The following is a 20,855-nucleotide window of genomic DNA, read 5'->3' as shown; positions in this document are numbered from 1 at the left end:
CTAGAGCTGGGCTCACACCAACTTTCAATATTGATCTAAGAAACAAATTTAAACTACTAGGAGGAATTCGGTTGGCGGCTAGAACAGATATTAGATCGGTATTGGTGATCGGCTCTGGTCCAATTGTCATTGGACAAGCATGCGAATTTGACTACTCCGGCACACAAGCCTGTCGAGTCCTCTCTAAAGAGGGTTATCGAGTAATCTTGGCGAATTCAAATCCAGCTACGATTATGACCGATCCCGACTTTGCAGATGCCACCTATATCGAACCACTAACTTTGGCCGTGTTAGAGATGATCATTGCCAAGGAGCGACCGGACGCCTTGCTCCCGACCCTTGGCGGACAGACCGCTTTGAATCTAGCAATGGAGTTGAATGCTGCTGGGGTGTTGGAGCGCTACGGAGTTGAGATGATTGGTGCAAATGCCCTTGCTATCAATACAGCTGAGAATAGAGAGCTCTTCAAGAATGCAATGGACGAGCTTGAACTTAGGGTTCCTCGCTCTGGCTTTGCTCATGACATGGAAAAGGCTATAAGCGTCGCCGAGGAGATTGGCTTTCCAGTTGTGGTTCGACCAAGTTTTATCCTAGGTGGTGCTGGTACTGGTATTGCCTTAGATTCCGAGGAGTTCCTAGAGATTGCTTCTTTTGGCCTGAGCGCTTCACCGATATCTGAGATTTTGATCGAAGAGTCCATTGCGGGATGGAAAGAGTTCGAGCTTGAGGTGATGCGCGATCGAGCAGATAACGCAGTCATTGTCTGTTCTATTGAGAACTTTGACCCAATGGGCGTGCATACAGGAGACTCCATAACGGTTGCCCCTGCCCAGACGCTAAGTGACGTCGAATATCAGATGATGAGAGACGCTGCATTTAGAATTATCCGCCGTATTGGAGTGGAGACCGGCGGATCGAATATCCAATTTGCCATCGATCCCACTAACGGTGAGATGGTTGTGATTGAGATGAACCCAAGGGTTTCGCGGTCATCAGCTTTGGCCTCTAAAGCCACAGGTTTTCCCATAGCCAAGATAGCAACTCTGTTGGCGATAGGCTATCGCCTCGATGAGATAGAAAACGACATAACAAAAGTTACACCCGCCTCTTTTGAGCCGAGCATCGACTACGTGGTGGTAAAGGTACCTAGATGGGCCTTTGAGAAGTTCCCCGGTGTCTCTAGCCGACTTGGAACCAGGATGCAAAGTGTCGGCGAGGCGATGGCGATCGGTCGAACTTTTACTGAGGCGCTCCAAAAGGCGATGCGCTCGATCGAACTTGGTCGTTATGGCCTTGGGGGAGATCCGCTGGATAAGTCACTTGATCTACTAGGCCTCGATGAGGTCTTGAACCTGGCTACAAAGGCAACTCCTAGTCGAATCTTTGAGGTAGAATCAGCATTGCGCAAGGGGGCATCGATTGAGCTCGTCTACGAAAAGACAAAGATTGACCCTTGGTTTCTATTTCAGATTCGAAAGATCGTCGACGAGAAGAGGTTTTGGAGCGATCTAGCAGTTGACGACGAAGGCGACTCTATTGATTCGTTGAAAGATCAAATAACACGTAAGGATCTACTTCGCGCGAAGCGAAATGGCTTTTCTGATGCTCAATTGGGCTATTTGACCAATACATCTGAGACATTGTTTCGTGAGCTTAGATCGAAGTTCGCCTTAGTGCCTGGATATAAGACAGTTGACACCTGTGCAGCAGAATTTGAGGCGACAACCCCATATCACTACTCCAGCTATGACGGAGAGTCCGAGGCCACCCTTGGGGATCGCAAGAAGGTAATAATTTTGGGGTCGGGGCCAAACCGAATTGGCCAAGGCATTGAATTTGACTACTGCTGCGTGCATGCTAGTTATGCGCTATCTGAAGCAGGCTATGAGACGATAATGCTCAATTGCAATCCAGAGACTGTTAGCACTGATTACGATACCTCAGATAAGCTCTATCTCGAGCCGCTCTTTCCTGAAGATCTAAATTCGGTAATTGAAGCCGAATCAAGCGGTCTTGGTGGCGGTAATCTCGCTGGGATTATCGTTAGCTTGGGAGGTCAAACACCCCTTCGGTTAGCTCAAGGAATTGATCCAAGCCTGATTTTAGGCACATCAGCTGACGCCATCGATATCGCCGAAGATCGAAAGCGATGGTCGGCAATGTGTGAGTCACTTTCGATTCCACAGCCCCCAGGTGGTACTGCAACGACCTTTGAAGAGGCTTCAAAGGTCGTTGCAGAGATTGGCTTTCCTGTTTTGGTGCGTCCGTCTTATGTCCTTGGTGGCAGAGCCATGGAGATTGTCTACGATCTTGAAGAATTTGAGGCTGCATTTTCGCGCCTTAGTGCGCTGTCGGCCGAAGGTGGCGAAGCGTCGATGCGCCCGGTTTTGATCGACTCGTTTTTAGAGGATGCAATTGAGATCGACGTCGATGCCATCAGGGATCAAGATGGTGGCTTTTTACTAGGGGGCATCATGGAGCACGTTGAGGAGGCCGGGATCCACTCAGGCGATTCAGCCTGTGTGATTCCACCGATAACGCTTCCCCCGCAGATCCAGCAAGAGATCGTCCAAACGACAGCCAAGATAGCAGATGCACTTTTGGTGGTGGGGTTGATAAATGTACAATTTGCCCTCAAAGCCGGTTCGCTCTATGTCATTGAGGCTAACCCTCGAGCTTCGCGTACCGTACCCTTTGTCTCTAAGGCAACGGGCGTACCACTTGTCAAGATCGCAAGTTTGGTGATGGTCGGACGTAGCCTAAAAGAGCTTGCCTCAGAGGGGATCCTTCCTGTAGCGGTGGATCGAGACTACTATGCGGTAAAAGAGGCTGTAATGCCATTTTCACGCTTTCCTTCAGCTGATACTTTGCTTGGGCCAGAGATGCGCTCCACCGGTGAGGTAATGGGTATCGACTCCACCTTTGCCCTGGCATTTGCTAAATCTCAATTGGCAGCCGGAACCTCCCTTCCCTCTAGCGGAAAGGTCTTTTTATCCCTCGCCGATCGAGACAAAGCATCGGGGGTTGAGTTGGCCCGTCGTCTGCGCGCTCTAGGATTTTCAATAGCTGCTACCAGTGGGACTGCAAAGCTGCTATCGAGTTTTGATATTTCGGTTGATGACGTGGTTGGTAAGATTGGCGAAGCTCAAGACGACGAGTTGGACGCAGTGAGCCTTATCTCATCGGGTGAAGTTGGTCTTGTGATAAATACACCACGAGGACGAGGACCAAGAAGTGACGGATATCATATTCGAAGTTCCGCCAATCGTTACAAGGTGGCCTGTGTAACTACCATGTCTGCTGCGCTAGCTGGCGTTTCGGCGATCGAGGCACTAAAAGACAACAAAATGACCATTACCTCGATTCAAGAGTTCCACCGTTCGATCTCCAAGGGTTCGAGATAGCGCTACAGTACAAGTTGATACCATGTTGTTGATACAGCGCCGTTGATACAGTGAAATGGCAGGGCGCAACGAAACGGCAGGGCACAACCGAAGTATTCTTTAGTTTGGGTAGTAACGTCACTGGATCTAGAAAATAGTATTGGAGCGGTTGTGCTTTATTAGGCGATATTAGGCGATATTAGACAATGGAGCCGAATTGAATTGGATGGCTAAATCGGGAGGTCGAGCAATTGGTTGATATGACAAGTGTGATTTGCCAAGGGCTGACCTTGAAGACGCCAGTTATGAATGCATCAGGCGTTGGGGGTTTTTCAAATGAGTTGCACGGATATGTCAATATGGCCGAGATGGGTGCATTTGTCACTAAATCGCTAGCCCCTTTTGAAACCAAAGGCAATCCAGCTCCTAGGGTTGTTGGTGCAAATGCGGCCATGTTGAATTCGGTTGGCCTTACGGGGCCAGGAATTGAATTTTGGCGAGAGAACCTACTTGCTAAGTTGGTGAAGATAAATGTTCCCACGATCGTGAGCATTTGGGGAAGAACCATCGATGATTACGCTCGAGCTGCAGCTCTTCTACAAGGGGTAGATCCAATAGTGGTTGGCGTTGAGGTAAATGTATCTTGTCCAAATATTGAGGATAAGAACAAGATGTTTGCCCATTCGGTTACCAGCGTAGGCGAGATTCTTGATGCCACAAAGGAATTGTCACTGCCTAGACTTATTAAACTTTCTCCAAGCACACACCTTCTGGGGGAGATCCTTGAAGTAGTTGATGCCTCAAGTGCATCTGGGGTGGTCCTCACAAATACAGCTCTAGGTCTCTCTCTTGACATGGGTAACCTTCTGCCATCTCTTGGGGCGCGCGGTGGAGGACTCTCGGGTCCAGCGTTGCATCAGATTGCATTGAGAGCGATCTACGACTCCTATAGGGCACTTCCGAATCTTCCGATCGTCGGTGTGGGCGGAGTCTCGAATGCCCGAGGGGCTATTGAGATGTTGGCAGCTGGGGCTCGAGTAATCCAAATTGGAACGGCATCCTTTGTCGAGCCTCGAGTAATCTCGAAGGTGATTCAGGATCTTCCAAAAGAGATCGAGAAGTTGGGGTTTTCAGCTGTTTCGGACCTCGTAGGTGCCGCTCATCGTGGTGGAGCTGCCGCTACACGAGATTGATCGTTTTCTGTGGTTTTCCATACTTTGGCTTCTTCAATTGGTCGAGCATGGCAACTGAAGCCAGGCGGTAGATAACGATAGATTGGTCGATTCCCACATAGTTGACTCCACAGAGCCGGCTGTACCACAGAGCCGCGTGTATCACAGAGAATCGCCTTGGGCTAAGTGGGCCAATACTTATAAGATTCCTTTGGCCATCAAGAACAATTCCATGTGTGCCTATATCTTTGCCACCATGTTGGCTACTAGGGGTAACTCGGGGAGGATGCTTGATTGAGGGGGCCTCTAGCACCTCGTTGTTTCATTGGCATGATTGGAGCAAGAAGACGCTCTATGAGTTTTCAATTGCAACCTATTTAATGGTAAATACGTTTCCAAAACTGATATATGCATACGACTTCTATGCAAGTATTGATTTGGGAAGTTTCGAGTTAAATTGACTTGATTTTTTTAGTTTTGACCTGTGAAATTTTGACCTGTGAAGTCGCGTAATAAAAAAGGCAGGCTTGACTAGCCCTTGTGGTCCTTTGATACCAAGAAGAAAGATTGTGAGATGTCAGACTCTAGGCTCGCATTGGCGATAGATACCGATGATGTGGTTGAAGCTCTTCGCTGGGCGAAGGAGTATTCCTATGCATTTGGATATGCAAAGGTTGGTTTGGAGCTGTTTGTGTCGGAAGGACCAAGTGTAATCTACTCCTTGAGGGAGCTCGGATATAGAATTTTCTTGGATTTGAAGCTTCATGACATTCCTAATACCGTCTTCAAAGCAGCCAAGGTCATAGGTAGCTTTGGTGTGGAACTCCTGACTGTTCACTCTCTGGGAGGCCTTGATATGCTAAAGGCTGCCGTTGAGGGCGTGGTGACTGGGGCGGTTCTAGCTGGAGTCGCAGAGCCTCCGGCGATCATAGGGGTGACCTATCTGACCAGTGATTCATCCATCGACCCCGCGGGTTTCGCCGAGCGATTGACTCTAATTAAAGACAGCGGCGCCCGTGGATTTGTCTCTTCTGGTCACGAGGTCGCTAGAGCTAAGGAGCTTGAGCCAGATCTTTTTGCGGTCGTTCCCGGAATACGTTTTAGAGACGATGCTAGAGATGATCAATCTAGAGTCATGACACCCACCCAAGCGCTGACTCAAGGAGCGGACCTTCTTGTTCTGGGTCGAAGCGTGACGCGCTCACAGAGACCTCGCGAGGCTATTGAGATGCTTCTGGAGTCGATTTCGAAGATTTAATATGGTTATTAGCTGAGCGAATCACCTTGATTTTATCAATTTTACCCGTGGCATCGCTGTCTCTAAATGGAATTAAAGTCGACTCGTTTTGAGTACGAAGATTTTCTATACATGTAGGTTTTCGGGCTTGTTGACATTTGGGGACGTCTAATAGAGATCTTAGGATCGCTAGATTTGCCTATCTATGCCTCTGTAGCCGCAAGTGTGCTATTAGGAAGGTCGCACTATGAAGCGCAAAGAAAAGATGCTTTCTGACGCCAATATGATCCAGTGCGGGGATCTGTGGGGCGGTGGCTGTCATGAAGTGCTTTTAGATGCGGATCGATTTAGATGCAAGATAGATTCACATACATCGAGTCGCCATGCAATAGTAATTCGAGATGCACTCCGTGTTGGCTTTGAGCCCGATGAATTGGTGGTACTTCAGCGGATCGAAAGCGACGATGACCTCTCGACGGAGTTGTGTGACTTTTTGTCAACCTCGCTGGAGGGACGGTTTTTATTGGCGCGCCATAGATGCTGCCCGCCCGAGGTGATGAGAAAGATCATCGATTTCAAAGAGCTTAAAGTTCTTCGTGCTGCTTCGACAAATCGATGCGCTCCGGCGGATGTGTTGGTGACCATGAGTTCCCATAGCGACTATGAGGTTCGTGCTAATGTGGCAGAAAACACCTCTTGTCCAAGGGATGTTCATGCTAGCTTGGCGGGCGATCGTTCGGTTACTGTGAGGGCGGCCGTTGCGTCAAACACGGTGGTGGATCCTGCGATCTTGATAAGCCTTATGCACGATGATAGCGACCCCGTGAGATTAGCATTGGTCAAAAATCCAATCTCACCCCCAGCGGTCTTAGAGTCACTGATCTCTGGCAAATCACATGAGATTAGAATCAGAGCGGCTACGCACCCTAACTTGAATCGATCCTTGGCGCTCAAACTATCTCGGGATGTAGATTGGCGCGTGAGGGGAGCCCTCGGAGCATCCATTACCGCTGTAATTGATGGATCGTTAGAGATCTTTCGGGCATTGGCTTGCGATCGAGATGTCCCAGCGAGATCTAAAGTGGCCGCAAATAGCTGCCTTCCGGAGGATTTGGCACTTGAGCTTTGCCAAGACCCCGACTATAGCGTGAGACATCACTTAGCGGCAAATAGTGCTCTGTCGGTGGCTACTTATGCAAGGCTCCGCTTTGACGAGCGTGCAAGCGTACGTCGCAACCTTGTCAACAATCCCAGCCGACCGCTCTTTTACAGCGATGAAGAGGTGGAGAAGTTTATGGACTCCAATCCTGACTTTGCGTGGCTGGTCTTTTGGGGCGACCACCGTTTGACTCCGATCAATGCTCGTCGCGCAGTGGACCTTTCGATTGGAAAGAGCCTTCCTTATGACGACTTCTTTTTCATTCACGAAGAGAACCGTGTTCTTTTAGGTGAGCTTTTTTTGGCGGGAAAGATCAAATTTGACAAGCGAGAGAGCTTGAGCCTTTTGCATTCGATCTGTCAAATCGAAGACCAGATCGAGTTGTCAAAGAATATCTATTCTGTGATTGCTGCCCGTGGGGAATTCGATACACTCCATGGTGCCAAGGAAGTCCTTCGTGCATCATACGGCCAGGATCAACTTCGTGATTTTAAGGTTTCCGGACTCCACTGATTTGGCCTCAAATCCATTAATAACATTACGTATATGTTGATATTCGATTCATGAAATGACTACATTGATATTAATTACCAACTTTTTTTTGAAATTTTGCCGAAATCGACACGAAGTGTCGTAGCCTGCGGTAATTTCACAATATGCCTTTGCCTCCACAATTAACACCAGAACAAAGAGCCGACGCACTAAAGAAAGCTGCTGAAGCCCGTAAACAACGAGCTGAAATCAAAGAAAAGCTAAAGCTGGGTACGGTTACCCTCTCTGAGCTTCTTGAAAAGGCTCCTAACGATGAACTTATTGGAAAGATGAAAGTCGCATCCGTTCTTGAATCTCTGCCAGGAATTGGCAAGGTTCGCTCTAAGAAGATTATGGATGCTGTCGGAATCACTGAAACGAGACGCCTCCAGGGTCTAGGGGTCAAGCAGAAGCAAAATCTGCTTGAAGAGGCTTCTAAAGCCTAGCTAGCTTGATTTTCGTCCTTTGTGGTCCGGGCGGCGTCGGTAAAGGTACCGTTGCCGGCCGACTCATTGAATGTGTTGAGAACCTCTCTTTGTCTCGCTCTTGGACGACAAGAACTCGTCGTGAAAATGAATCGGCGAGCGCTTACGTCTTTGTGGATGAAGAGAGCTTTCTCTCTAAGGTTGCCGACCACGGCTTTATTGAGTATGCTCGTTTTTTAGACAACTTCTACGGAACACCGCTTCCAGAGGAACGGTTTTTTGGGTGCGAAAGTCATCTTCTCCTTGAGATAGATGTTCAAGGTGCCAAACAGATTAGAGAGCTGATTGCATCTGCAAAGATTATGGTCTTAACTCCGCCAAGCGATTCAGAGCTAGAGCGTCGGCTTCGCGTTCGAGGTGACGACCAGGGTCATATTGCTGCTCGTGTTGCCTTGGCAAATAGCGAAATTGAAAGTGCACTGGCTCTAGGCGGACAGCGCTTTATCAATGATGATCTTGAGGCGGTAGTCGCTGAGATAGCGGGTTTTATTGAAACCTGTATTGGCGATTGTCACGATCATCCCTAGATTGCCAAGATTATCCCTAGTGGCTCTTTGTCATTCATGACTTGACTTGATGACTTGATGACTTGACTTGATGACTTGACTTGATGACTTGACTTGATGACTTGACTTGATGACTTGACTTGAATTGGGAGATTAGCTATCAACACCGAGGTGGTCATGGCCATCAAGGTAGAGTAGCTCGGATTCCTTAGTCTTTGCGATAGTCGTAACTTCAGTGAACTGGACTAGACTGAAAAGCCGTATTTAATGTTTTTTTTAAGGATTCGCATTGGCTAAGTCTGCATTCGATGGTTCGCTTATGAGTCCCCCAATTGAGGACCTTTTGGATAAGGTTGATTCCAAGTTCTCCCTAGTGACACTCGCTGCGCGTCGGGCCCGACAGATCAATGCCTATCATGCTCACCTTGGTGGAAATATGGGAGCTATAGTCCCACCCCAATTTGACGACGTTACACGAAAGCCCCTGTCAGCATCGTTTGATGAAATTGCTTCTGGCTTTGTGGTTCCGATTCGTGAGGCGATTGCAGCTGTTGTAATACCAGAGTCAGAGGACGCTGAGGAGTTCGATGCAATGGATCTTGGCGATGAGATCTTTATTGCCTCTGAGATCGATGGTAACGGCGAACTGGACTGAGGTCTTTTGCTCTTGGGTAATCCCTTCTCGTAACGACTTAGAAAAAACTACTGAGTGAATCTCTGCCTATCGTAGTTTTTCTTTCCCTCGCATCAGTTTTGATGGCATCTGCGACGAGCGGGTGCCATTTTTTTATTCAAATACTTTATTTAAATTTTGTATTCTAAGGCGCCCGTTCGCAGCTGATTCGATGTCTTTCCTATGTTGCTCCCAGCTAAAGCGAATCCTTTAGCTTGAAGGCAAAAATGCATCCAAGAGATGGCGAACTAATGGGTGTTCCTGCGATGACTATCGATTGTTTTTGGAATTTATTGACTTCGGCTCTGCAAAAGCCACTTTGAGTTACATGACTTGTTTGGTGTTTTAGCCCAAAAGTTTTAGCCAAATAGCTTTCAGCCCAATAGCTTTTAGCCCAAGAAGTCCCAATGCGGTAGCTTTTTCGCTTCATTCGAATGGGCAGAACAGCTGGGATTCTGTATTCTTCCCCAGTACCTATTTGTGCTTTCTCCCTTCTCCCTTATCTCTCAAGATATTTCTAGGTCTTTTGAGGGGTCAACTTGTTGAGCTCTATTTATCCTTGGGCGCGGCTAAAGATGGGGCTTAAGATATTGATCGGTGTTATCTATTCTTTTCGTAATTAGTTCCCTGATTGCTTTGTTGGTTGTTCACAAGTGACAGCCACCAAAGTAAGTGCGAACCAGGAAAATGCGAAGACATTGACGGCAACGGCTTTCCATCTTCTTTTTCTCTTCCGGTGACGTTGCCTTTTCTGGCTGTCTGACTCATAATCTGCTTATTGAAGGTTCGGGTTCTCTCGTCAAAGTAGGACCATAACCTACGTCTCATCGAGGTAGTTGGGATCAAGTTGGATAACATCGAAGGTAATGGAAAAGAATTTAATTAAAGGCAAGAATATAGCGCTGGGGGTTTCGGGTGGCATTGCTGCATATAAGGCAGTTGAGCTTTGCAGAGCACTCGTTGATGCCGGCGCCTATGTGACTCCGATATTGACCGAGTCGGCGCTTCAATTTGTCGGCCTTGCAACCTTTCGCGCCTTGGGTACCCACGAGCCGTTGACCGATCTGTGGACTTCAGGAGATCCAATTCCTCACACCAAGGTAGGGCAGAATTCAGATCTAATAGTTGTTGCTCCTGCGACTGCCAATCTCATTGGAAAGTTTGCAGGTGCTATCGCCGATGATGCGCTAACTACTACATTGATTGCGAGCGCTGCGCCGATAGTTCTTTGCGGGGCAATGCACACAGAGATGTGGTTCCACCCAGGGGTCATAGAGAATGTTCAAAAGATCAGGGATCGGGGATTTTGCGTAGTGGATCCTGAGGCGGGTCGACTAGCGGGTGGCGACGTTGGCTTTGGGCGGCTAGCCCCGACGCATAAGATTATGGAAGCGATTCAAACTGAGTTGGAGCGGAGAGATGAGGAAGAGGCAGGAGATTCTCAGCCGCTGAAAGGCCGGCGCCTTTTGATAAGTCTCGGTGGCACCAGAGAGGCGATCGATCCAGTTCGCTTTATTGGCAATCGATCCAGTGGCAAACAGGGAATTGCAATCGTCACAGAAGCCGCTTTACTTGGCGCTGTAGGTGTGGTTGTATCTACCGTGGACTTTGCTCGCGTTGATGGTTTCGAGACGATTCGGGTTGAGAGCGCGCTTGAGATGCACCAAGAGATACTTTCCCATTTGTCAGAGAGCGACGGACTCATCATGTGTGCTGCTGTAGCGGACTATCGGGTGAAAAATCCTGCCTCAATTAAGATCAAAAAGGGTGCTAGTGCGCCTCAAATTGAACTGATCGAGAATCCCGATATCTTGGCTGACTCCTCTAGCTACATAAAATCGAACGACCTTAAATGTGTAACCGTTGGCTTTGCAGCTGAGACCAATGATGCTCTTTTAAATGGGAAGAAGAAGCTATCCAAGAAGGGGATCGATTTGATGGTCGTAAACGACGTCACTGAAGATGGAAGTGGCTTTGGATCGGACTCCAACGCTGTGTGGATTTTAGACTCGCAGGGCTCGTCTGAGCGTATCGATCTAGCCAAGAAGTCCAAGATAGCCAAGTCCCTTCTTTTATCATTGGTGAAAATACTTGATTTGAAGTTCCCGTTGAAAAACTAAGCTTTGGGGATAGTTCAACACCGTTAGTAATTTGTGTTGGAAGAGTTTTCAGATTCGCCCCACGGATTCCTTAGGGAAGACTATTAATCAAGGACATGGGAGTTTATAAAATGTCAAAGCGGTATACATTTACATCGGAGTCTGTAACCGAAGGTCACCCAGACAAGATGGCCGATCAGATCTCCGATTCGGTTCTGGATGCCATTTTGACCCAGGATCCAAATGGTCGTGTGGCTTGTGAGACCCTCCTGACAACTGGCTTGGTCGTCGTGGCTGGCGAGATCTCGACCTCTAGCTATGTGGATATTCCCCACCTAGTCCGAAATACGATCTGTGATATTGGGTACACCTCTGAGAGCTATGGCTTTGATGGAAATACCTGTGGAGTAATAGTCTCGATTGACGAGCAAAGCGCTGATATCTCCCAGGGTGTTACCACCGCTCTTGAGACTCGCTCTCGTTCAACCTCGGATGAACTGGATCTTTTGGGGGCCGGAGATCAGGGGATGATGTTTGGTTACGCCTGTGATGAGACGCCAGATTTGATGCCGCTTCCGATTTGGCTCGCGCACAGATTGGCCCAAAGGCTCTCTGAGGTACGTCGGGCGGGTGTTTTACCATATCTACGCCCTGACGGTAAGACTCAAGTAACGATCGAATATGAAGGAAATGTTCCTGTTCGCCTCGATACAGTTTTGATCTCTACTCAGCATCAGCCTGGAATCGATTTAGAGACTCTTCTGCTACCAGACCTACGAGAGTCGGTTATCAATCCTATGATTCCTGAAGGACTTGACCATAAGGGATTTAGGATTCTAGCAAATCCAACCGGTCGCTTTGAGATTGGCGGGCCACATGCCGACACGGGTTTAACGGGGCGCAAGATTATAGTTGACACCTATGGAGGCTCGGCCCGTCACGGTGGCGGTGCGTTTTCAGGCAAGGATCCATCTAAAGTCGATCGATCTGCCGCATATGCAGCTCGTTGGGTTGCAAAGCATGTGGTAGCCAGTGGCGCTGCGAGTCGCTGCGAGGTCCAGGTGGCCTATGCAATTGGTGTAGCAAGACCGGTCTCGTTGATGGTCGAAACTTTCGGTACTGAAGTGGTCTCACCAGATGCGATAACCAAGGCAATTGGCGAGACCTTTGATCTACGTCCGGCCGCGATCATTCGTGATCTCGATCTACGACGTCCTATCTACCGTAAGACTGCAGCCTATGGCCATTTCGGCCGTAACGACAAGGGCTTCACATGGGAGATCCTAAGTAACCTTGATGAATTCAAGCGAGCCCTCGGCAACTAATACCATCTCAGAGTTCCCCAGTGATTTTCATGAACTCGATGAGGGTTTGGACCATGTTGGTCATTTCGTAGGGGTTCGTTTTGACGTCGTCTCTTTGGAGCGAGTATTTTCATATTCGGTTCCCAAAGAGTTGATAGGAAAGATCGGACTGGGAACTCCAGTACGAGCCCCGCTGAACAACAGAAGTGCTAGAGGATGGGTTGTTGAATATCCTCATCGACCCACCGTAGCAATCGATAAGGTTTTAGAGCTCTATTTTCTAGATAATTATGCTCTCTCGACAGATCTCTATGAGCTCTGTCGATTTGGTGCGTGGCGCTATGGGTCGAATCTAGTACATTTCCTAAAACATGCACGAAGTGCGGCCGCTTCAACTCCGTATTCACTTCAAGGGGATGGCGAAGGTATGGGGCGGGCGAATTTGACTAATCCCCCCACCAAGAGATCCTCCAGGCAGGGCCTAGATGCAGGAATTGAGGCGTCAGGAGGTGACGCATTTGAAGCTGGCTCATTAGAAGCTAGACAAGGCTCTGATCTTCAAAAAAAGGCCGCCCCGGGTTCCACCTACATCCGAATTAGCCCATGTGAAAGCGTTGAGGATACCATCTTTGAACTCTGCATTCGGGCTATCTCTATGCAAAAACGAGTACTCGTTCTCTTTGGTAATGAGTTTGAGATGCAAAGAAGTAACTTGCGCCTTGGTCAAATGGGTCTATCTACTTACGTTCTAGAGCGAGGCGATACCAAAAAGGCCAGGTCACAGCGAGTTGACGCTAGCTGTATAATATCGAGTCGTATTGGCGTCTTCGCGCCAATTGGTAATCTCGGAGCAATTGTTGTCGTGGATCCTGCCGATAGCGGCCACAAGAATTCCTCGGAGCCTACCTGGGAGAGTGCCGTCATCGCTCAGCGGCGAGGCGAGTTGGAGCGTTGTGACCTGATTTCAATATCTGGCTATCCAAGTCCGGAATATTCCCATCAAACTCGGATCGTAACCAAGGGAAACGACTCCAAGTGCTGGCCAAAGGTCGCTGAGGTGGATTTGAATGAGAACGGAGGAGTTCTTGTCAATAGCGATCTTGTACATTGGATCAATCGGATTAGGGGGAGCGTTGTAGGAAGAGATAAGGCTCCAGTTCTTTTGATTCATAATAGAAAGGGAAAGATCAATCGATTTAAGTGTACAAAGTGCAAGAAGACCGTTTTGTGTGAGGCGTGTTCCACCCCGTTGATCATGGGAGAACCATACAGCGAAGAGGGAAAGAACACGCCGAATTTTTTACATCACTATGAATTTCGAACCGAGAAGGCAAAGAGCGATTTTGAGAAGCTTTTCCCCAGGGGTCTGATTTGTCCAAAGTGCCGTCTTCCTACCCCAGTAGCCTGTGGCCTTTGTAAATCGACCAGAATTGTAGCGGTCTCATTTGGTACGACCCGAATCGCAGACGAACTTGAATCGATACTTTCTATAAAGGTACCGCTCTTAGATGAGAAGAACTTCTCATCAATCGAAGTTGAATCGGCAGAGGTGGTCGTTGGTACCGTGGGAGCTTTGACGAGGCTCGAGCGAGTGTCGGGAGTTGGCTTCGTGGACTTTGACCAATTCTTTGCTACGCCTAGCTTTCATTCGACTAATCGAATCTTTGGCCACTGGTATAGGGCAGCTCGCCTTCTTTTTCAAAGTGGCTTCGAGCCCAATGGTGAATCTCAAAGTCGGATCTTGATCCAAAGCAGAGATTTGGGCTCAGATCTTCTAAATTCGATGATAACAAGGTCACCAAAGTCTCTTTTGGAGTTAGATCGAAATCAACGCAAGGAGTTAGACTTACCTCCATATTGTGCACTGGCTACCTTTTATGGTGATGGAGCTTCGCTCTTTAGTCTTTCAACCTTTGATTTGATAAATACTGATCCCCGTTTTTCAAATGTCGAGATGATTTCCCTAGGTGAGGATCGCTACGTCATAAAAGCACTAGACCATGACCTCCTTAGTGGCCTGATTGAGACTCTTAGCCCTTACCGCAATGAAGTTCACCTGCACGTGGACCCAAGAGAGATTTAGCCGCTTTGAAGCACGAGAGGCTCTTGCGAGATTTATCTTTACTGACTACTTATTCCGAGGCGTTATTGAATTATTGAGCTTTGTTGCATTGTAGGGCATTGTCGAATTGTCGAATTGTCGAATTGTCGAATTGTCGAGACCGCTATGGCGAGCGGTGTATCTGTATGGGGCAATAGCCCCAAGGCAATAAAGATCTGAAAGATTCCTCTTGGTGAAATTACTTTTTTGATCGTCTTGATAGGTCGTAAAGTTGTGCTCTGTGTCGCTGGTTGATATGGATGGTGAAATTGAATCATTGAGATGAACAGGATTTTTAGAAGCGACGACTTTAAACAGGTGACTACAAAAGCGATCCTCGGCGATTCGTCCCATGTGAGTCGTCCCAGATGAGGCTTTTTAGGCAAGGCGATGCCCATGATTTTTGCTCCAACTCTTTTGCTCCAACTCTCTAGCTGGGTGTTGTTGAGCAATCTCTAAAGGATCCTTTCTTGGTCTCCGTCAAAGGATCTCCGATCTTTTATGTGCTTTTTACCCAGTGGTGCATCCGTGATTCATTGAGATTGTTCATTTAGATTGGCTCGGTTGAATATTTTTGGAATGAGCCATGTAGACGCATTCGAAGCATCGATTACGGATCATTTTTTATGTGATCGTTACTTTTTATAATAGCGTTTGTGGTGGGTTGTTCTTGTTGGAATCGCTTTATTTTGACTGGGTGAGGCCATTGGGAGCGTATTCGTCCCGAGGTAGATTCGATTTCGGATTTTGATAATGGCGACAGTGGCAGTCTGGATAGTTGCTCTCATTGGTATTTTGGCGAACTCGAATTTCAACAGGTCTAAATCCGTGACGTGTCTCGTTATGGCGATCAAAGGAAATTGGGTAGCAGTCGCGAATCTTCGAGAGGTGCGTGAGTTTTTGGAAGGATTTAAAGTTGGCTTGCCTTGCTGCGGGGTCGAATTGACGGTTGCGGCAAATTTGATTTTAGGTGTCGAAAACTTTGAGGTTCAATTAGTGGCCTTTGATTGTAGGAACGACTCCTTGTGACTTTTCATTAATCTTTCGGCGATAGGTCTAGTCTGGTATAATCTTAGACAAATGCCGACTTAGAATTTTTGGGAGATAGGGATGCGAGCGACCCTGACTTAGATAAGGCTGCGTGTCACCTGATTTTTGGTTCTCAAGTCGAAACACGACAGGACCGTAGGTGGCGATGCGCGCTTTGACATATGAGGCATAGACCTATCTCAATAAGACAGAGTTAAATCTCAATAAGACAGAGTTAAATCTCAATAAGACAGAGCTAAATTACGCAGAAATGCATGAACTAGTGCTTTTGAAATGGTGAGATAATGCCATATTGGCTTTCGAATGGTATGTTAGCGCGCTCTTGTTTGTCTGAATTCGAATCTGTTTGGTTTTATGGATGCGGGCGACCTTCCTAAAGCTTTGACACTTGGGAAGGTCGCCTCGGGAAGATGTATCTTCTAAATCGGAAGTGAGTGGGTCTCTTTGACTAACTTCGATAGCTTTTGAAGAGTTTCGATGACCCTTTCGGTATCGTCGGCGAGTTGGGCAGGCCCTTGGTTTGAGAGTGCGTCGGTCTCGTCTTCAATAGATGCCTTCAGAGATTTCCCCTCGGTGGTGAGTGATTGACCGTCTTTAGCGACAAGACCTCTAGTGATTAGCACTTGGAGAGCGTCATCCCACTCTTGATCGCTAAATCCTCGCGATCTGGTGAGAAATTCTCTAGGGATTCTCCCATCTAGGAAGTGGAGATAATTTGCTTCAATTCCACTTATCTGTGCATGCACGAGGCAGTTAATATGGTTGTCGCCTCGGTGTTCACGAAATAGAGTGATCAGCTGCCATAGCCGCGTTGGTCGATCGGAGCTTAATTCTATGGATAGGTGACCGGCAAATAGTGGTCGACCGTAGAGGGGCAACGTCTTGGAAATTGGTTCAAGTTTCTCAATCAAATAATCAACTTCGTCTCCAAGGCTTTGACATGGAACGGCGAGCATCTCGCCTGCTGCTTTGAGTCTCGCCTCGATCATGGCCCCTGGGGTTGTTAGAGACCAAGCTAGGGGTATGAAATTTTCTATCGCTGAAGGCGAAAATGAGTAGAAGCTAGAAGTGACCACAGGGGCTGTTACCGCTCCCATACCTGCCACCCGTGAGGCGAAATAGCCCATAAAGCGGGACGAGACGCCAGCTTGTTTGTAGTATTGGTGGGCCGGGTCATAGAAGTATATGCCAGCATGCGCTAACTCATATGCCTTATAAAAGCGACGTGCATTTGCCAAGTTTTCCAATTCCGTTGGCTCCTTTCATCATTTTTTTCATCCTTTTTGAATAGTTCGCCTCAAATAGAAGATTCCTATCTTTGGTTTGGATGGTCAGTGGATTATCGTTCTTGGGGTTTGTCTTGTTTAGGTTTGTGTTTAGGTGCGTGTCATTAGTTTTCTCGGTTATATACAAAACGAGAACTCAACTTCCTCCATGATCTTACTCTTTGCCGATGGTCTATATTGGCTGAAGTTAAAGTGGCCCTAATTTAGCGAAATGGGGCAGCTGCCTTACTTTGGTTTGACTAGTCGGTAAGTCCAAGAGGCAGTGTTTAATCGAGCGTTTCTCAAACCTCACTTTGTGGGGTGTTTTGTACAATAGCATTGGCCGTGAGCTTCAAAGGAGATGTTTGTAACCTTTTGAAAGCATCAGCTCGGTTATAATCGTTGAACTTTGAAGAACGCGAAGGTCGGTTGGTTTCAATAGCGACACGAAGCGGACTAGGATGTAAGTTGTGTCTAAACTTCCGATTCGTACCTATGGTGATCCAGTTTTACGTCAACGAACTAAGGCGGTCGACACTATCGACGGTTCGATTGCACGCCTTTGCGAAGAGATGATCGAGGTAATGCGCATCGCACCCGGTGTAGGGTTGGCTGCGAACCAAATAGGTATATCCAAAAGCATCTTTGTCTATGACATTGGCGATGGTTCTAGGGTTGTTCTAAATCCCGTAATCACCGAGACCTCCGGCGAATGGACCTACGAGGAAGGGTGCCTTAGTGTGCCCGGGTTGTTCTGGCCGATTACTCGTCCCAAAGTGGTTCATTTGGAAGGGATCGACCTAAACGGAGATCCCGTATCTATAGAAGGGGACAACTTATTAGGTCGCGTATTTCAACACGAACTTGATCACCTAAACGGTGTATTGCTTGTTGAACGGTTAGATCCTGATCAATTAAAGGCTTCGAAGAAGGAACTTCGTAAGCTCGCACTCGAAAGTATGAAATAGTGGCAAATAAAAATGAGTTCAGTAGCCTTTCTAGTAATCCAAAGATTGTCTTTATGGGTTCACCCCAAGAGGCCGCAAGCGTCTTAGAGCACCTTATCGAATCGAATATGACGCCGGTTTGTGTAGTCACTAATCCACCAGCTCGACGCGGCAGAGGAAAGGCGATCTCGCCCACGCTCGTTGAAGAAGTTGCACTTGTCCATGGCATCAAAGTTCTTTATGATCCGGTGGAGTTGGTTGATTTTGACTTCGACCTTGGAGTGGTGGTTGCCTTTGGAAAGATCCTTAGTGATGAGATTCTGGAGCTTGCTCCTTTTGTCAACATACATTTTTCGCTGCTACCAAGGTGGAGAGGTGCCGCTCCGATCGAGCGGGCAATTCTTGCCGGAGATGAAAAGGTAGGGGTGTGCCTAATGGAGATCGGCCCTGGCCTTGATGAAGGTGATATCTTTGCCCAGTCGGAGTTGATTCTATCGGGTGATGAGACCTCTCAAGAGCTAAGAGAGACACTTACCGAGATAGGCGCCGAGCTATTGGTCGATCATCTTTCTAAGGGTAGCGAGGGTTTCTCACAAAGAGTTACGCAGAATGGTGAAGTGACTTACGCTAAGAAGATTACCTCTGACGACCTCCATTGCGACTTCAACTTGGATTCTGAGGCTAATTTCAAGATCGTTAGATTGGGTGAGGCCTGGACGACGCTAAAGGATAAGCGCGTCAAGATCATTTCAGCGCGGCCTATAGAGATCGATGCGCTCGATGATGATGATCCGGGAACGATAGTTGATGATATCGTAATCTGTAATCCAGGTGGCCTACTTTTGTTAGAGGTGCAGCCTGAGGGGCGAAGGGTGATGACTGCGTCTGATTGGTTGCGTGGAGTTAGAGTCGGCTCTAAGAAGTTATCATTTCAGTAGCAGCTATCAATCATTGGAGTTGATGATTTAATGTTTACCGGTTTAGTCCAAAGTATTGGCTCTGTGGTTGGAATAGATTCTTCAAGATATATCTTTCAATGGCTCAACCGAGGCAAAGGCTTTGAAATTGGTGAATCGATTTCGGTGGATGGTTGTTGTTTGACTGTGGTGGATTTCAGTGATGAGACCTTTAGCACCGATGTTGTTTGCGAGACTCAATCTAGGACAAAGGTACTGACCTACACCTTGGAGACAAGGGTAAACCTAGAAGCTGCCATGCTCGCCAGCGATTCAATTGGTGGCCACTTTGTTTTAGGTCACATTGATTCAACCGCCAAGGTGCTAAGCGCTGGCGAGAGATTTCGCATTGAAATCTCACCAAGCGACGCCCTCTACGTCGTCGAAAAGGGGTCTATCGCTATCGACGGGGTATCTTTGACCGTTGCTGGAAATGGCGAGGATTGGGTTGAGGTAGCTTTGATCCCTCACACTCTTTTAGTCACAACTCTTGGAGATCGAGCGCCGGGCGATCTTGTCAACATAGAATTTGATGTTTTGGCTAAGCACGTATCTCGAATTGCCAGCGCGCAGTTTTCGGCAGTTAGATAGCTTTGCCGATTGTATTTGGCTTGTGCCAAGTTTATTTTTTCGTAATTGAGGTTTTGTTGTGCCGTTAGCTGCAATTGAAGAGGCTATTAAAGCCATCGCACGTGGAGAGATGGTGGTGGTGGTCGACGATGAGGATCGTGAGAATGAGGGCGACCTCATTATGGCCTCCCAATTCGTTACCAGCGAAGCGATAAGCTTTTACCTAGAACATACCTCAGGTCTAATCTGTGCCTCGATGATCGGTAAGCGCCTCGACGAGCTAGACCTTCCTCTGATGGTTCATGAGAACACGGAATCTCAAAGAACTGCCTTTACCGTTACCGTGGATGCGGTGCACGGAACCACAACTGGCATATCTTCTTCTGATCGAGCAGCAACTATTCAGGCGTTGGTAAATCCTCTAACAAAGCCGAGGGACCTGGCTCGACCTGGCCATGTGCTGCCGCTACGATATCGCCAAGGTGGGGTTCTCAAGCGTCAAGGTCACACTGAGGCGGCTGTCGATTTGGCGATTTTGGCAGGACTTGCTCCTTCTGGTATTCTCTGTGAAATTGTCACCAGTGATAAATCGGCAATGGCACGTTTTGATGAGCTGGAGTCCTTTTCGACAAAGCACGGCCTTGTAATGATCTCTATTGCAGATCTTGTTCGGTATAGGCGAAAAAACGAAAAATTAGTTCGTCGGGTCGATGGTGCGTCGGCTAAGATCCCGACAAAATACGGTGATTTTGTCGGATATGTCTTTGAATCACTGCTCGATGGCGAAAGCCACTTTGCCCTTACGATGGGTGAGATCGATCCAGATGTAGCAACTCTCGTGCGTGTTCATTCGGAATGTCTCACAGGGGATGTCTTTGGCTCGATGAGATGCGACTGTGGTCCGCAGCTCGATAGTGCTCTTGAGATGGTCGCAAAGGCGGGATCAGGGGTAATTGTTTACTTGAGGGGCCACGAGGGGCGCGGAATTGGAATCGCGCATAAGATTCGTGCTTATTCTCTACAAGATGAGGGCTTCGATACCGTTGATGCCAATCTGGAGCTTGGACTTCCAGTTGATTCGCGAGAATATGGCATTGGAGCTCAGATATTGGTGGATCTTGGCGTCGGAAAGATGCGGCTGCTCACTAATAATCCCGCCAAATACGGAGGTTTGGCCGGTTTTGGCCTTGACATCGTCGATAGAGTTGCACTAACGACCTCTCCTAATCCGTCAAATATTGAATATCTTCGGACTAAGAAGAGTCGCATGGGTCACCTGATCGAAGGTATATGATCGACTCAATTCTGCGAGAGTGGTCGCAGCATTTTTGGGTCGTGACGTTTTAGGCCAAAGCGTTTTGGGTCAAAGCTAGCCTGTGCAAAATGGTTTTTTGAGCGCTTTGACAGTTGACTTTGA

Annotated in this window: 16 protein-coding genes; 15 read left to right on the top strand and 1 reads right to left on the bottom strand. The window is 47.8% G+C overall.

Features of this window, described 5'->3' with window-relative positions:
- Positions 1-71: 71 nt before the first annotated feature.
- From carB to ACIDITHRIX25_RS77825, 11 genes are all read left to right on the top strand, one after another.
- Positions 72-3,404: a carbamoyl-phosphate synthase large subunit gene (carB, locus tag ACIDITHRIX25_RS77875; RefSeq protein WP_201733170.1), complete on the top strand. Its 3,333-nt coding sequence runs from the start codon at positions 72-74 to the stop codon at positions 3,402-3,404.
- A 239-nt stretch (positions 3,405-3,643) separates the two neighbouring features.
- On the top strand, positions 3,644-4,576 hold the full coding sequence (locus ACIDITHRIX25_RS77870) for a beta/alpha barrel domain-containing protein (protein WP_052605990.1): 933 nt from the start codon (positions 3,644-3,646) through the stop codon (positions 4,574-4,576).
- 553 nt (positions 4,577-5,129) lie between these two features.
- A complete protein-coding gene (pyrF, locus tag ACIDITHRIX25_RS77865; RefSeq protein WP_052605992.1) occupies positions 5,130-5,813 on the top strand; it encodes an orotidine-5'-phosphate decarboxylase in 684 nt (227 codons plus the stop codon).
- 226 nt (positions 5,814-6,039) lie between these two features.
- Positions 6,040-7,464 (top strand): hypothetical protein, encoded by a 1,425-nt coding sequence (locus tag ACIDITHRIX25_RS77860; protein WP_201733169.1) that lies wholly within the window; start codon positions 6,040-6,042, stop codon positions 7,462-7,464.
- Positions 7,465-7,607: 143 nt separating this feature from the next.
- Positions 7,608-7,928: an integration host factor, actinobacterial type gene (gene mihF, locus ACIDITHRIX25_RS77855; RefSeq protein ID WP_052605998.1), complete on the top strand. Its 321-nt coding sequence runs from the start codon at positions 7,608-7,610 to the stop codon at positions 7,926-7,928.
- Positions 7,929-7,933: 5 nt separating this feature from the next.
- Positions 7,934-8,494: a nucleoside/nucleotide kinase family protein gene (locus ACIDITHRIX25_RS77850; protein WP_052606001.1), complete on the top strand. Its 561-nt coding sequence runs from the start codon at positions 7,934-7,936 to the stop codon at positions 8,492-8,494.
- A gap of 268 nt (positions 8,495-8,762) precedes the next feature.
- Positions 8,763-9,128, top strand: coding sequence for a DNA-directed RNA polymerase subunit omega (rpoZ, locus tag ACIDITHRIX25_RS77845; RefSeq protein WP_235347797.1), 366 nt, complete (start codon positions 8,763-8,765; stop codon positions 9,126-9,128).
- An 884-nt stretch (positions 9,129-10,012) separates the two neighbouring features.
- The gene (coaBC, locus tag ACIDITHRIX25_RS77840; RefSeq protein ID WP_201733168.1) at positions 10,013-11,266 is read left to right on the top strand and encodes a bifunctional phosphopantothenoylcysteine decarboxylase/phosphopantothenate--cysteine ligase CoaBC; all 1,254 of its coding nucleotides are present in this window, start codon (positions 10,013-10,015) and stop codon (positions 11,264-11,266) included.
- A gap of 110 nt (positions 11,267-11,376) precedes the next feature.
- Entirely contained in the window at positions 11,377-12,570 is a 1,194-nt protein-coding gene (gene metK, locus ACIDITHRIX25_RS77835) for a methionine adenosyltransferase (RefSeq protein ID WP_052606279.1), read from the top strand.
- Entirely contained in the window at positions 12,542-14,632 is a 2,091-nt protein-coding gene (locus ACIDITHRIX25_RS77830) for a primosomal protein N' family DNA-binding protein (protein ID WP_201733167.1), read from the top strand. Before metK ends, ACIDITHRIX25_RS77830 begins: the two co-directional genes overlap by 29 nt.
- Before the next feature lie 771 nt (positions 14,633-15,403).
- Positions 15,404-15,679 carry a hypothetical protein gene (locus ACIDITHRIX25_RS77825; RefSeq protein WP_052606276.1) on the top strand — a complete coding sequence of 92 codons (276 nt, stop codon included), beginning with the start codon at positions 15,404-15,406 and terminating at the stop codon, positions 15,677-15,679.
- Between the two features lie 440 nt (positions 15,680-16,119).
- On the opposite strand, the gene ACIDITHRIX25_RS77820 is transcribed toward ACIDITHRIX25_RS77825, so the two are convergent.
- Complete coding sequence (locus ACIDITHRIX25_RS77820; RefSeq protein ID WP_201733166.1) at positions 16,120-16,947, bottom strand: SCO6745 family protein; 828 nt, start codon at positions 16,945-16,947, stop codon at positions 16,120-16,122.
- A gap of 488 nt (positions 16,948-17,435) precedes the next feature.
- Between ACIDITHRIX25_RS77820 and def the strand changes: the two genes are divergently transcribed.
- The 4 genes from def to ACIDITHRIX25_RS77800 are packed head-to-tail and all read left to right on the top strand — an operon-like array spanning position 17,436 to position 20,732.
- Positions 17,436-17,933 carry a peptide deformylase gene (def, locus tag ACIDITHRIX25_RS77815; RefSeq protein ID WP_052606274.1) on the top strand — a complete coding sequence of 166 codons (498 nt, stop codon included), beginning with the start codon at positions 17,436-17,438 and terminating at the stop codon, positions 17,931-17,933.
- Positions 17,933-18,850: a methionyl-tRNA formyltransferase gene (fmt, locus tag ACIDITHRIX25_RS77810; RefSeq protein ID WP_201733165.1), complete on the top strand. Its 918-nt coding sequence runs from the start codon at positions 17,933-17,935 to the stop codon at positions 18,848-18,850. Before def ends, fmt begins: the two co-directional genes overlap by 1 nt.
- A gap of 30 nt (positions 18,851-18,880) precedes the next feature.
- The gene (locus ACIDITHRIX25_RS77805; protein ID WP_052606272.1) at positions 18,881-19,459 is read left to right on the top strand and encodes a riboflavin synthase; all 579 of its coding nucleotides are present in this window, start codon (positions 18,881-18,883) and stop codon (positions 19,457-19,459) included.
- Positions 19,460-19,517: 58 nt separating this feature from the next.
- Complete coding sequence (locus ACIDITHRIX25_RS77800; RefSeq protein ID WP_052606271.1) at positions 19,518-20,732, top strand: bifunctional 3,4-dihydroxy-2-butanone-4-phosphate synthase/GTP cyclohydrolase II; 1,215 nt, start codon at positions 19,518-19,520, stop codon at positions 20,730-20,732.
- The last annotated feature ends 123 nt before the right edge of the window (positions 20,733-20,855 follow it).

It is taken from the genome of Acidithrix sp. C25 (assembly GCF_904848545.2).
The sequence above is the reverse complement of the archived record's forward strand: the minus strand, read 5'-3'. Positions and strand labels throughout refer to the sequence as shown.